Source organism: Azoarcus sp. L1K30 (genome assembly GCF_018122735.1).
Lineage (GTDB): Bacteria > Pseudomonadota > Gammaproteobacteria > Burkholderiales > Rhodocyclaceae > Parazoarcus.
The window spans coordinates 996,889-1,010,435 of the sequence record NZ_JAGRRD010000001.1 but is presented as its reverse complement, the minus strand read 5'-3'; the positions used below and the strand labels follow the sequence as shown (position 1 = coordinate 1,010,435).

General features: G+C 61.9%; 13 protein-coding genes and 2 pseudogenes. 13 read left to right on the top strand and 2 right to left on the bottom strand.

Annotated features, from left to right (window positions below; genetic code table 11):
- Positions 1-104 precede the first annotated feature (104 nt).
- Positions 105-1,781: a sigma-54-dependent Fis family transcriptional regulator gene (locus J5J83_RS04495; RefSeq protein ID WP_212345932.1), complete on the bottom strand. Its 1,677-nt coding sequence runs from the start codon at positions 1,779-1,781 to the stop codon at positions 105-107.
- A 264-nt stretch (positions 1,782-2,045) separates the two neighbouring features.
- Here J5J83_RS04495 and J5J83_RS04490 point away from each other — a divergent pair, with 264 nt between their 5' ends.
- From J5J83_RS04490 to J5J83_RS04455, 8 genes are all read left to right on the top strand, one after another.
- Positions 2,046-2,363, top strand: coding sequence for a 2Fe-2S iron-sulfur cluster-binding protein (locus J5J83_RS04490; RefSeq protein ID WP_212345930.1), 318 nt, complete (start codon positions 2,046-2,048; stop codon positions 2,361-2,363).
- Positions 2,364-2,669: 306 nt separating this feature from the next.
- Entirely contained in the window at positions 2,670-2,924 is a 255-nt protein-coding gene (locus J5J83_RS04485; RefSeq protein WP_212345927.1) for a phenol hydroxylase subunit, read from the top strand.
- A gap of 28 nt (positions 2,925-2,952) precedes the next feature.
- Positions 2,953-3,948 (top strand): aromatic/alkene monooxygenase hydroxylase subunit beta, encoded by a 996-nt coding sequence (locus tag J5J83_RS04480; RefSeq protein ID WP_212345925.1) that lies wholly within the window; start codon positions 2,953-2,955, stop codon positions 3,946-3,948.
- 10 nt (positions 3,949-3,958) lie between these two features.
- Complete coding sequence (locus tag J5J83_RS04475; protein WP_212345923.1) at positions 3,959-4,228, top strand: MmoB/DmpM family protein; 270 nt, start codon at positions 3,959-3,961, stop codon at positions 4,226-4,228.
- Between the two features lie 33 nt (positions 4,229-4,261).
- On the top strand, positions 4,262-5,815 hold the full coding sequence (locus J5J83_RS04470; RefSeq protein WP_212345921.1) for an aromatic/alkene/methane monooxygenase hydroxylase/oxygenase subunit alpha: 1,554 nt from the start codon (positions 4,262-4,264) through the stop codon (positions 5,813-5,815).
- Positions 5,816-5,931: 116 nt separating this feature from the next.
- Positions 5,932-6,291, top strand: a complete 360-nt coding sequence (locus J5J83_RS04465; protein ID WP_212345919.1) for a phenol hydroxylase subunit P4 — start codon at positions 5,932-5,934, stop codon at positions 6,289-6,291.
- A gap of 67 nt (positions 6,292-6,358) precedes the next feature.
- A complete protein-coding gene (locus tag J5J83_RS04460) occupies positions 6,359-7,414 on the top strand; it encodes a phenol 2-monooxygenase domain-containing protein (RefSeq protein WP_212345916.1) in 1,056 nt (351 codons plus the stop codon).
- A 123-nt stretch (positions 7,415-7,537) separates the two neighbouring features.
- Complete coding sequence (locus J5J83_RS04455) at positions 7,538-8,467, top strand: catechol 2,3-dioxygenase (RefSeq protein ID WP_212345914.1); 930 nt, start codon at positions 7,538-7,540, stop codon at positions 8,465-8,467.
- Positions 8,468-8,504: 37 nt separating this feature from the next.
- Here J5J83_RS04455 and J5J83_RS04450 read toward each other — a convergent pair whose 3' ends face one another.
- Positions 8,505-9,227: an FCD domain-containing protein gene (locus tag J5J83_RS04450; protein ID WP_212345911.1), complete on the bottom strand. Its 723-nt coding sequence runs from the start codon at positions 9,225-9,227 to the stop codon at positions 8,505-8,507.
- Positions 9,228-9,400: 173 nt separating this feature from the next.
- Here J5J83_RS04450 and J5J83_RS04445 point away from each other — a divergent pair, with 173 nt between their 5' ends.
- From J5J83_RS04445 to J5J83_RS04425, 5 genes and pseudogenes are all read left to right on the top strand, one after another.
- The gene (locus J5J83_RS04445; protein WP_212345908.1) at positions 9,401-9,838 is read left to right on the top strand and encodes a heme-binding protein; all 438 of its coding nucleotides are present in this window, start codon (positions 9,401-9,403) and stop codon (positions 9,836-9,838) included.
- A 12-nt stretch (positions 9,839-9,850) separates the two neighbouring features.
- Positions 9,851-11,305, top strand: a complete 1,455-nt coding sequence (locus J5J83_RS04440) for a 2-hydroxymuconic semialdehyde dehydrogenase (protein ID WP_212345905.1) — start codon at positions 9,851-9,853, stop codon at positions 11,303-11,305.
- An 11-nt stretch (positions 11,306-11,316) separates the two neighbouring features.
- A complete protein-coding gene (dmpE, locus tag J5J83_RS04435; protein WP_212345902.1) occupies positions 11,317-12,099 on the top strand; it encodes a 2-oxopent-4-enoate hydratase in 783 nt (260 codons plus the stop codon).
- A gap of 111 nt (positions 12,100-12,210) precedes the next feature.
- A pseudogene (locus J5J83_RS04430) lies at positions 12,211-13,183 on the top strand (acetaldehyde dehydrogenase (acetylating)).
- Between the two features lie 11 nt (positions 13,184-13,194).
- Positions 13,195-13,547, top strand: a pseudogene (locus J5J83_RS04425) (4-hydroxy-2-oxovalerate aldolase); the annotation flags it as partial.

Genomic DNA, 13,547 nt, shown 5'->3' with positions numbered 1-13,547 from the left:
GAGGAGCTCTGTTCTTGCCCTTTCCTTGAACATACAAGGGGAAGGAACCAAGTGCCGACAATGACTTCATCTGTTTCATTGCCGGGTTAATAGTATCGTGCCCGTTACAGCATCGATGAGGCGTGTTTCTTCAGACGGTAGTTGAGCTGGGGGCGAGTCATGCCGAGCAGGCGCGCTGCCGCAGACAGGTTACCTCCGGCGCGATCGACCGCGCGTTGCAGCAGCGTCTGCTCGAAATCCTCCAGTGCGATACCTGCATCGAGTACCGCGCCCGGCAGGTCGTCCCCGCGTGCAGTGTGTTCCTCGAGTTTGCCGTCTTCACCGACACCCGATTGCAGTCCCGACTCGGGTGCAGCGCCAATGAATAGCTGATCGACCTCGATCTTGCTGTTCTGTGCGGCAAGGATGACGCCGCGTTCGAGCACGTTCTCGAGCTCACGCACATTGCCTGGCCAATTGTGGCATTTGAGCGCGTGCATGGCTTTGTCGGTGATGCCTGCCAGTCGCTTTCCATGCAGTGAGCAGAAGCGCTCGATCATGGCCTCGACCAGTGGCGGGATATCGGTCACGCGCTCGCGCAGAGGTGGAATCGTCACCGGATAGACGTTCAGGCGGTAGAGCAGGTCGCGCCGGAAGGCGCCGGCGGCTACCGCCTTCTGCAGGTCGACATTGGTGGCGGCCACCAGGCGGACATTGACCTTACGCGTGCGTTCGTCGCCGAGGCGCTCGATCTCACCCTCCTGCAGGACACGCAGGAGCTTCGCCTGCGCCGGCAGCGGCAGCTCACCGATTTCGTCCAGAAACAGGGTGCCGCCATCAGCACGTTCGAACTTGCCGGCACGGGAGGCATGGGCACCGGTAAAGGCGCCGCGTTCGACACCGAAAAGCTCCGATTCGATGAGTTCGTCGGGTAGCGCAGCGCAATTGACGGCGACAAAAGGCGCGTCCTTGCGCGGACTCATCTGGTGAAGCGCGCGCGCGAAGCGCTCCTTGCCCACGCCGGTTTCGCCCAGCAGCAGCACCGAAACGCTGGTGCCGGCCGCCTTCATGACGAGTTCGTAGGCGTGACGGAATCCGCTGGACATGCCGATCAGATCGGGCACCTTGCGCGGGCAGGCAATACTGCGCCGCATCGCTTCGACTTCCTCGCGCAGCTCGAGCAGGCGGCCGACAATGGAGTCGGCTTCGAAATAGGGCGTGAGTTCATGGGCGTCGGGCCAGTCCTCGGCCGGCTTGCCGACGATGTGGCAATGATCGAGACCGGTGGCAGCGCATTCGGTTTCGCGAAAGAGTATGAAGCGGCCCATGAAGGCGCTGGTGTAGCCGGAAGCGTAGCCAATCATCATCCAGCACACCGGATGATCGACTTCGCCGAAGGCCTGCACATGAACCTCGGCCTCCCATGAGTGTTCCCACACGAATTCGCCGTAGAAGCCCCCCGATTCTGCGTCGATCTCCAGCCTGGCCGGAGTCACCTTCACACAGCCTTCCAGCATGTGCAACTGGGGTCCAACCACGAAGGCCTCGGCCAGATCGCTCGTTCCGCGCGTCTTGCGCGCCAGCTCGGCGTCGCGCATGCCCGACGCGAAGCCCATGCGCGTCAGAATGCGTCGCGCCTGCTCGGTACCCACCGAGCCGATCAACTCCTTGCGCAGTTCCGACAGGGCCGCGGTATGCAACAGCACCATGCGATGTTCGCCAAGCCAGATCAGGCCATCCTCAGCGGAAAAACGCAGTAGCTGTCGCAAGTCTGCGCTCTTCGGGTACTCGATACCGCTCACGTCCATCTCCTCGTCCCGTCGAAGTGCGGGTTTCTGTCATGGCCCTTGTGCACACGGGCATCAGGGCCAGGCGATCGGGCTCTTATATCACGTCGGTCCGCTTGCGTCGCGCAGTCAAAGAATACTACAAATCTCGAGATTAAGGGCTATGGCACGGATCTTGAGTTGATCCTCGTTCGAAGCGCCCGTGCTGGGCCGGATGATCAAACCACGCCGTGTCGGCAATACGAACGGGGCGATGTACATGGGGGAGAGACAGGAGAAATGGGCGATCGATTTTCAGTATTGATTCAGGACTGCGACGTGCGCTTTTCCTGTGAGGCAGGCGACAACCTGTTGCGCTCGATGGAGGCGCTCGGACGGCGCGGCATCCCCGTAGGTTGTCGGGGTGGCGGCTGCGGGGTGTGCAAGGTCCGGGTGGTCGAGGGGCGCTTTCACACGCGCAAGATGAGTCGCGCATGTCTGTCCGAGCAGGAGGAAGCCGATGGCGTGGTACTCGCGTGCAGGCTGTTTGCCGAGAGCGATCTGTCGCTGCAGGTGGTGGGCAAGATGGTGAAGGCTTTGCGTACGGAACAGGGCTGATCCGCCACGCGACGGATGGTGCCCGAGGCGTGAAAGGGGCCGCTGCGATGCTGATCGCCGCGGCCCTTAGTTCATCCGGCGAGCGCAAGTCATTGTTGCGGCGCGACAAATCCACTTGATCAAATGGTGAAGTGAAAAGCCGATTTGATCATTTGATGCATGGATAAGCACAGGTTTTGTTGGCTGGAATCTCGAGAAAAATGAATATACCCATAATTTGTGCCGTTTTTCGTGTGTTGGCACGAAGCTTGATTACGTAGTCGGTGCAAGCGTCGGCATTGGATCAATACAGAGGAAGTGGCGCAGATGGAAACGGAAAAGCCTGTCATCAACGTGAATCTCAAGTTCGTGCGTGTCATCGAGCGCCGTCCCGATGGCTTCGTCGAATTCGAGTTTGCGATCGGCGAGCCCGAGCTGTGTGCCGAGATGCTGTTGCCCGCCGATGCGTTCGCGTCCTTCTGCAGCAGCAACGAAGTGGTTTTCCTGGCACCGCGTGACACGTCCGCCGCATCGGACTGGAACTGGAGCCTGCATCAGGCAACACACCAGCGCTTTCGCTGAGCGAACAAATACACAAGAGGAGACATTCATGCATATCGACCTGCGTACGGTCACCATCAAGCCGTTGCGCCACACGTTTGACAACATCGCGCGCCGTATTGGCGCCGACAAGCCGGCGTCACGCTATCAGGAAGGTACGTTGGACATGCAGCAGACGGCGAACTTTCACTATCGCCCGACGTGGGATCCGGCGCACGACATCTACGATGCATCGCGCACCGCGCTGAAAATGGCCGACTGGTACGCGTTCAAGGACCCGCGCCAGTTCTACTACGGCGCTTACACCCTTGCCCGTGCCAGGCAGCAGGACACCGCCGAGGCCAATTTCGACTTCGTCGAGGGGCGCGGACTGGCAGCCACCCTGACGCAGGCCTTGGGCGATACCGTACTCAAGCTGCTGGTTCCGCTGCGCCATGTCGCATGGGGATCGAACATGAACAATGCGTCGATCTGTGCCTATGGCTACGGCACGGCCTTTACCCAGCCGTGCATCTATCAGGCGATGGATCAGCTCGGCATCGCCCAGTACCTGACCCGCGTCGGCCTGCTGCTGGGTGATGTGGATACGCTGGACGAGGGCAAGCGCGCGTGGATGGAAGACGATGCATGGCAGGGACTGCGTCGTTATGTTGAGGACAGCTTCGTGCTCAAGGATCCGTTCGAGCTCTTCGTTGCCCAGAACGTGGCACTTGACGGGCTGCTGTATCCGCTGGTGTACGAAACCATCATCGATGATGTGCTTTCAAGCCGGGGTGGAACCCCTGTCGCCATGCTCACCCAGTTCATGACCGACTGGTTCGGTGAAACGCGGAAATGGGTCGACGCAACGATGAAGACGGCGGCGGCTGAATCCGCCGGGAACAAGGCGCTGCTTGAGCAATGGACGACGCACTGGCGCGACCGTGCTGCTGCCGCACTGTTGCCCGTCGGCGCGATTGCGCTCGGGGATAACGCGGACAGCGTTCTGAACGACGTCGTCCAGCAGTTCGACGCCCGCCTGGCCAAAGCCGGCATCGCCAACTGAGGAGGGCACCATGTCTACCGTGTTCATTGCACTGCAAACCAACGAAGACACCCGTCCGATCATCGAGGCCATCGTTGCCGACAACCCGCACGCGCGCCTCAACGAACAGCCGGCAATGGTGAAGATCGATGCTGAAGGCAAGCTCGTCGTGCGCCGCAGTTCGATCGAGGAATTGCTTGGACGTGATTTCGATCTTCAGGAGTTGCACATCAACCTGATTTCACTCTCCGGCAACATCGACGAGAGCGACGACGAACTCACCCTGAGCTGGAACGCCTGAGCGCGCTTGCGCTGACGCACGAGGAGATACGACATGGACATGCAAGCATCAAAGAAGAAGCTCGGCCTGAAGGAGCGCTACCAGGTCATGACGCGCGGTCTGGACTGGACGCCTTCCTACCAGAAGATGGAAGACATCTATCCCTACGTTGCCTACGAGGGCATCAAGATCCACGACTGGGACAAATGGGAAGACCCGTTCCGCCTGACCATGGATGCGTACTGGAAGTATCAGGCCGAGAAAGAGCGCAAGCTGTACGCGATCATCGACGCGTACGCGCAGAACAACGGCCACCTGGGCGTGACCGATGCGCGCTATATCAACACGGTGAAACTGTTCATCAGCGGCATCAGCCCGCTGGAATATGTTGCGCATCGTGGCTTCACGCACGTGGGCCGCCAGTTCCCCGGCGCCGGCCCGCGCGTGGCCTGCCTGATGCAGTCGCTCGACGAGATCCGTCACGCCCAGACCCAGGTGCACTCGATCTCGAACTACAACAAGTACTACAACGGTGTGCATGACTTTCATCATGCGCATGACCGCATATGGTTCCTGTCGGTACCGAAGAGCTTCTTCGACGACGCCATCACCGCCGGCCCGTTCGAGTTCATGGTGGCGATCGGATTCTCGTTCGAATACGTGCTCACCAACCTGCTGTTCGTGCCCTTCGTGTCGGGTGCGGCCTACAACGGCGACATGGGCACCATGACCTTCGGCTTTTCCGCACAGTCGGATGAAGCCCGGCACATGACGCTGGGCCTGGAGGTGATCAAGTTCATTCTCGAGCAGGATCCCGACAATCTGCCGATCGTGCAGCGATGGATCGACAAGTGGACCTGGCGTGGCTACCGGGTGCTGACGCTGGTCGCGATGATGATGGACTACATGCTGCCCAAGCGCACGATGAGCTGGAAGGAGGCATGGGAAGTCTATTTCGAGGAGAACGGCGGTGCGCTGTTCAAGGATCTTGCCCGCTACGGCATCACCATGCCCAAGTGTGCCGAGCAGATCGCCCTTGAGAAGGATCACCTGTCCCACCAAGCCTGGTCGACCTTCTACAACTATGGTGCGGCAACCAATTTCCATACCTGGATGCCGGACGAGGACGAGATGGCCTGGCTGACGGCGAAGTATCCGGAAAGCTTCGACAAGCACTATCGTCCGCGCTACGAATATTGGCGCGAACAGGCTGCGAAGGGGAACCGCTTCTACAACAAGACCTTGCCGATGCTGTGCCAGACCTGTCAGATCCCCCTGGTGTTCACCGAGCCGGGCGACCCGACCAAGATCTGCTACCGCGAAGTGGATTTCAAGGACGAGAAGTATCACTTCTGTTCGGACCATTGCAAGGCGATCTTCGAGCACGAACCGGAGAAGTACGTTCAGGCCTGGATGCCGGTGCACCAGATCTATCAGGGCAACTGTTTCCCCGAGGGAACCGACCCCACGGTCGAGGGCTTCGATCCGCTTGCCGCTGTGCTGAAGTACTACCACCTCGAACATGGTCGCGACAACCTCGATTTCGAGGGATCGGAAGACCAGAAGAACTTCGATGAATGGCGCGGTATGGCGACGAAGAACGTTTGATTCCTGCGTCGGGCGCGCATTGTCGTGCCTCCCCTCCCTGCAGGGGAGGCCGCAATTCCCCCGTCCTGCGCACATCGACACGATCCAACAAACAGACATTCATGAGGAGACCCGATATGGCCGTCGCTGCCATCGGCAAGTACGAATTCGCGCCCGCCGACGCGATCGATAAGTTCCATGGAGCCCAGCTCCTGTACATCGGCTGGGAGGACCATCTGCTGTTCTGCGCGCCGTTTGCCTTTCCGTTTCCGCCCTCGATGCCGTTCGGCGCCATCGTCGAGCAGGTCTTGCCGGGTGCGTTCGGCTACCACCCCGACTTTGCCCGCATCGACTGGTCGAAGGCCGAGTGGCTCAAGTCGGGCAAGCCGTGGACGCCCGAATTTTCCAAGTCGCTGGAAGAAAACGGACTCAGGCACAAGGACGTGATCCGCTTTCGCACGCCGGGACTGACCGGGATCAAGGGCAGTTGCAGCTGAATCCCCATCTGCGCGGCTGGTGAGCGGCCGCGCAGATGGCTCCGGCGAACACGAAGGAACACGCATCATGAGCTACGAACTGACAATCGAACCGCTCGGCCAGACCATCGAGGTCGAGGAAAATCAGACCATTCTCGACGCCGCACTGCGGGCCGGCATCTGGCTGCCGCATGCGTGCTGCCATGGCCTGTGCGCGACCTGCAAGATCCAGGTGGTCGATGGCGAGATCGAGCATGGGGAAGCGTCGAGCTTTGCCCTGATGGATTTCGAACGCGACGAGGGCAAGGCGCTCGCGTGCTGTGCGCGGCTGCAAAGCGACGTCGTGATCGAGGCGGAAATCGACGAGGAGCCCGATGCCGAGTCGATCGCCGTACGTGATTTTCCGGGTACCGTGCGACGGCTCGTCAATCTCACCCCCACGATCAAGGGCGTGTTCGTCGAACTCGACGAGCCCATCCACTTTCAAGCCGGCCAGTACATCAATCTTGATATCGACGGCGGGGTGTGCTCGCGGGCCTTTTCGCTGGCCAACGCACCCGGCACCGGGCGCGAGGTGGAGCTCAACATCCGCATCGTGCCCGGGGGGCAGGGTACGAGCTGGGTCCACGAGCAGCTCGAGGTGGGCGACAGGGTGAAGCTCTCTGGTCCCTATGGTCGATTCTTCGTGCGCAAATCCGCGCCCGAAGCACTGATCTTCATGGCCGGCGGATCCGGACTGTCGAGTCCGCGATCGATGATTCTCGATCTGCTGGCGTCGGGCGACACCCGGCCGATCACGCTGGTGTACGGGCAGCGTAGCCGCGCCGAACTGTATTACCACGATGACTTTCTCGCCCTGGCCGAACGTTACCCGAACTTCACCTATGTGCCTGCACTGTCTGACGAGGCCGAAGGTTCTGACTGGGCGGGATTCCGCGGTTACGTCCATGACGCGGCCAGGGCGCATTTCGATGGCGATTTCCGCGGCCACAAGGCCTACCTGTGCGGTCCGCCCCTGATGATCGACGCCTGTATCACGACCTTGATGCAGGGAAGGCTGTTCGAGAACGACATCTACACCGAGAAGTTCTTCTCGGCGGCGGATGTTCAGCAGGTGCGCAGCCCACTCTTCAAGAGAATATAAAAATCTCGAGAAAATATTTGTATTTCGAAGTTAACGCGGTATGATTTTTTTGCCTTTCGTCGCGCAAGCGAAAACAAGTGACGCGGCGACCGCCGGGTCAGCAGAACATTGGAGGAGACAATCATGGCAATGAACGGTGTATTGCGTCCGGGCCACGCCCAGATTCGTGTGCTGGACCTCGAAGAGGGGATTCACCACTACAAGAACGTGCTCGGTCTGGTCGAAACCGGGCGCGACAGCCAGGGCCGGGTGTATTTCAAGGCCTGGGACGAACGCGACCACAACAGCCTCATCCTGCGCGAGGCCGACAGTGCCGGCATCGACTTCTTCGCCTTCAAGGTGCTGGACAAGGCCACGCTGGACAAACTCGACCGCGACCTGCAGGAATACGGCGTCAAGACCAGCCGTATCCCCGCCGGTGAACTGCTGGAGACCGGCGAGCGCGTGCGCTTCGAGATTCCGTCAGGGCACCAGATCGAGCTGTACTGGGAGAAGACCGACGTCGGCACCCCCGAGACCTATACCAATCCGCCGCCCTGGACCGATCAGGCCGAGCATGGCATCGCGCCGATCCGCCTCGACCACTGCCTGCTGTACGGCCCGGACATCGAGAAGGTGCAGGACATCTTCGTCAAGGTGCTGGGTTTCTATCTCGTCGAGCACGTGGTCATGGAAGACGGCAAGACCGACCTGGGCATCTGGCTGTCGTGCTCGATCAAGGCCCATGATATCGCACTCGTACGCCACCCCGAGCCGGGCAAGCTGCACCACATCTCATTCATGCTCGAGAGCTGGGAAAAGGTGCTGCGTGCGGCCGACATCATGTCGATGAACAAGGTCTCGGTCGATATCGGGCCGACCCGTCACGGCGTGACCCGCGGCACCACGATCTATGCCTTCGACCCGTCGGGCAACCGCTTCGAAACCTTCTGTGGTGGCTATCAGAGCTATCCGGACTGGAAGCCGGTCAAGTGGACCTGGGACGAAGTCGGCGCCGGGATCTTCTATCACGACCGCGCGCTCAACGAGCGCTTCCTGACCGTCGTTTCCTGACGCAGGCGGGGTCCGCCATCGACGTGGCGGACCCCGTCTAGCGCGGCGTGCCACCCTTTGTAAAGAAGTCGGGTGGCATGCGTTTGACGGCATCCAGGGTGCGCAGGATGTGTTCCGACAGGATCGATGTTGCGCGTGTTGCGTCGTGGGCGAGGGTGCTCTCGAAGATGGCCTGATGTTCGGCGTGGATGTCGCGCGGGATCGGCTGGCGGAACAGGCTGATGCGCCGGTAGCGCTCCGACTGTTGATAGAGGATGTGCTGGAAATGGCGGATCCATCGCGACGGGCAGGCGGCGATCAGGGCCTCGTGAAAGGCACGGTTGCGCATCTCCCATTCCTCGGTGGTGCTGACATCGTGTTCGGCGAGTTTCTGTTCGGCGCGGGACAGACGATGAAAGGATGCGACGAGGTCGGCTTCCCAGGCCTCGTCGCCGCGGGTGATCGATTGTCGCAGGGCTTCGGTCTCGAGCAGCACGCGGGTGCGGGTGATGTCTTCGAAGTCGGCGAGGGAAATGGGCGCGACGCGGAATCCCCGCTGGCCCTGGCTTACGACCAGCGCATCGGTCACCAGCAGCAGCAGGGCTTCGCGCAGGGTGCCGGCGCCGACTTCGTACTGGTCTTTCAGGTGTTCCACGCGCAGCTTCTCTCCCGGTGCATGGACGCCTTCGATGATGTCGCGCCGAAGGCGGTTGTATGCGGCCTCCACGAGCGTCTTGGGCTCGGCAGCGGCGGGCGTGGTCAGCGTGGCAGTGTCGTTCATGGAAGTTCGCAGCACAGGAATGTCGTCAGGGTCATTTTAGCCGACTGGCGTAAGCGTCGATATCAGTTTCTGAAAAAATCTCGAGAAAATGTATTGACGCCGAAATTGTGCGAATCTATCGTGTCAATCGTCAGCTCCGGTTTTCAGGGCGGACATGAACGGGGAGCAAGAGGATGAACATCTCGGTACCGCAGACAACGATCTCCTGGGAGGCCGCGCATGCGGCGGTTCACGCCGCGGTCGAACAGGCGGTCGCACTGGGTGTGCGTGTCAATGTCGGAGTCACCGACAACGCCGGCAACCTTGTCGCCTTCCTGCGCATGCCCGGCGCCTTTCCGCAGTCGATCCGGATCGCCATCGACAAGGCCGCCACTGCTGCCGGTTTCGGTTTTCCGACCGACAAATGGATGGCGGTGTGCGGCGACGACGAGGGCATGAAGCTGGGTTTCGCATCCAGGCCGGGGCTGATCGTATTTGGTGGCGGCCTGCCGATCAGGGCCGAAGGACAACTCATCGGAGGCATCGGTGTCTCGGGCGCCTCCGCACAACAGGACGAGGCGTGCGCGCGGGCTGGATTGAGCGCGATTGGCGCCGACGATATCGAGATTTGACGGAGCACATCCATGAAACAGATCCACAACTTCATCAATGGCGAGTTTGTCGCGACGGCGAAGACCTTCGACAAGCGTTCGCCGCTCGACAACTCGCTGCTGGCGCAGGTGCACGAGGCAGGCCGCAAGGAAGTCGATGCGGCAGTGGCCGCGGCGCAGGCGGCGCTCCGCGGACCGTGGGGAAAGATGACGGTCGCCGAGCGCGTCGATCTGCTCAATGCCGTCGCTGATGGCATCAACCGGCGCTTCGACGACTTTCTGGCAGCGGAATGTGCCGATACCGGCAAGCCGCGCAGCCTGGCCAGCCACATCGACATTCCGCGCGGTGCGGCCAACTTCAAGATCTTTGCCGACGTCATCAAGAGTGTGCCGACCGAGTTCTTCGAGACGGCCACGCCGGACGGTCGCGGTGCGCTCAATTACTCGGTACGCCGTCCGGTTGGGGTGGTGGGCGTGATCTGCCCGTGGAACCTGCCGCTGCTGTTGATGACGTGGAAGGTGGGGCCGGCCCTGGCTTGCGGCAACACGGTGGTGGTCAAGCCCTCGGAGGAAACGCCGCAGACGGCCGCACTGCTGGGCGAGGTGATGAACGAAGTCGGCATGCCCAAGGGTGTGTACAACGTGGTGCACGGCTTCGGGCCGGGGTCCGCGGGTGAATTCGTGACGACCCATCCGCAGGTCAACGCCATCACCTTCACCGGCGAGACGCGCACGGGGGCCGCGATCATGAAGGCCGCCGCCGACGGCGCGCGGCCGGTGTCGCTGGAGATGGGCGGCAAGAATCCGGCCATCGTCTTTGCCGACTGCGACTTCGATGCGGCGATCGAAGGCACGATGCGTTCGGTGTTTGCCAACTGTGGTCAGGTCTGCCTCGGTACCGAGCGCGTGTATGTCGAGCGCCCGATCTTCGACCGCTTTGTCGCGGCGCTGAAGCAGGGGGCCGAAACGCTCAAGCTTGGCCGGCCGGAAGATCCGGCGACCGGCCTCGGGCCGCTGATCTCGCAGGAACACAAACAGAAGGTCCTGTCGTACTACGAGAAGGCGAAGGCGCTCGGCGCCACCGTGGTAACGGGCGGTGGCGTGCCGCAGATGCCCGGCGAGCTCGCCAACGGCGCGTGGGTCGAGCCGACGATCTGGACCGGGCTGGACGACCGTTCGCCCATCGCCCGCGAAGAAGTGTTCGGTCCGTGCACCCTGATCCAGCCCTTCGATTCGGAAGACGAAGTCATCGGCCGCGCCAACGACACCGACTATGGTCTGGCCTGCTCGGTCTGGACCAGGGATCTTGCACGTGCCCATCGTGTCGCCGGGCAGATCGAAGCTGGACTGGTGTGGGTGAACTCGTGGTTCCTGCGCGACCTGCGCACGCCCTTCGGCGGTGCCAAGCAGTCGGGCATCGGCCGTGAGGGCGGCGTGCATTCGCTCGAGTTCTATACCGAGCTCAAGAACATCTGCATCAAACTGTGAGGCGCACTGCCATGGACAAGGAACTCATCAACCGGCTCGGCGACGAGCTCTACCAGGCTCTGGTCAAGCGCGAAGTGCTGTCTCCGCTCACCGAACGTCATCCGGAGATCACCATCGAAGATGCCTACCGGGTGCAGCAGCGCATGATCGCGCGCCGTATCGAGGCCGGCGAGCGCATCGTCGGCAAGAAGATCGGCGTGACGTCGAAGGCGGTGATGAACATGCTGGGGGTGTTCCAGCCCGATTTCGGCATGTTGCTCGACCGCATGATCTACAACGAGGGCGAGGCAATCCCGGCTGACACGCTGATTCAGCCCAAGGCCGAGGGCGAGATCGCCTTCATCCTGAAGAAGGATCTGAAGGGGCCCGGGGTGACGGCGGCCGACGTGCTCGCCGCGACCGAGGGCGTGATGACCTGCTTCGAGATCGTCGATTCGCGCATCCGCGACTGGAAGATCAAGGTGCAGGACACGGTGGCCGACAACGCCTCCTGCGGCGTGTTCGTGCTCGGCGACAGCCTGGTCGATCCGCGCAAGGTCGATCTTTACACCTGCGGCATGATCCTCGAGAAGAACGGCGAGATCGTCGCGACCGGTTCGGGTGCGGCAGCACTCGGCGCACCGGCCAATGCGGTCGCATGGCTCGCCAACACGCTGGGGAACCTGGACATCCCGCTCAAGGCAGGCGAGGTGATTCTGTCCGGATCACTCGCGGCGATGGTGCCGGTGAAGGCCGGCGACAACCTGCGCGTGACCATCGGCGGCATCGGCGGCTGCTCGGTGCGCTTCATCTGACTCCCGGTTTGCAGGCACGCGACGATGATCTCCCGACCCTCTCTCCTCGGGCTGCTTTCCGCGCGTCGCGTGCCCTGCATCCTCAACGCATTCGCATGACAGGACGACCCCATGACCAAGATCAAATGCGCCCTGATCGGCCCGGGCAACATCGGCACCGATCTGCTGTACAAACTCAAGCGTAGCCCGGTGCTCGAGCCGGTGTGGATGGTGGGCATCGACGCCACCTCCGAGGGCCTGGCCCGTGCCCGCGAGATGGGCCTCAAGACCACCGCCGAGGGCGTGGATGGGCTGTTGCCGCATGTGGCGGCCGACGGCATCCAGATCGCCTTCGACGCCACCAGCGCCTACGTCCATGCCGAGAACAGCCGCAAGCTCAATGAGCTCGGCGTGCTGATGATCGACCTCACCCCCGCGGCCATCGGGCCGTTCTGCGTGCCGCCGGTCAATCTGGTCGAGCACGTGGGCAAGGGCGAGATGAACGTGAACATGGTCACCTGCGGCGGCCCACGTGGGCAAGGGCGAGATGAACGTGAACATGGTCACCTGCGGCGGCCAGGCCACGATCCCGATGGTGGCGGCGGTGAGCCGTGTGCAGCCGGTGGCCTATGGCGAGATCGTCGCCACCGTATCGTCGAAATCGGCCGGCCCCGGCACACGCAAGAACATCGACGAATTCACCCGCACCACCTCGGGCGCGGTAGAGAAGGTGGGCGGGGCGAAGAAAGGCAAGGCCATCATCATCCTCAACCCGGCCGAGCCCCCGCTGATCATGCGCGACACCGTGCATTGCCTGACCGAGACCGAACCCGACCAGGCGGCGATCACCGCATCGATCCACGCCATGATCAAGGAAGTGCAGAAATACGTGCCCGGCTACAAGCTGGTCAATGGCCCGGTATTCGACGGCAAGCGCGTGTCGGTGTTCATGGAAGTCGAAGGTCTCGGCGACTACCTGCCGAAGTACGCCGGCAACCTCGACATCATGACGGCGGCTGCCGCACGCACCGCCGAGATGTTCGCCGAGGAAATCCTCGCCGGTCGCCTCAGCCTCGAACCCACCCGCGCCACCCAGGCCGCCTGAAGGAGATGACCATGGATCTACGCGGCAAGAAGATCACCGTTCACGACATGACCCTGCGTGACGGCATGCACCCCAAGCGTCACCTGATGACGCTCGACCAGATGAAGACCATCGCCTGCGGGCTCGATGAAGCGGGCATCCCGCTGATCGAAGTCACCCATGGCGACGGCCTCGGCGGCAGCTCGGTGAACTACGGCTTTCCCGCCCACACCGACGAGGAATACCTGGGCAGCGTCATCCCGCTGATGAAGCAGGCCAAAGTGTCGGCGCTGCTGCTGCCGGGCATCGGCACCGTCGATCACCTGAAGATGGCGCACGAACTCGGGGTGAATACCATCCGTGTGGCCACCCACTGCACCGAGGC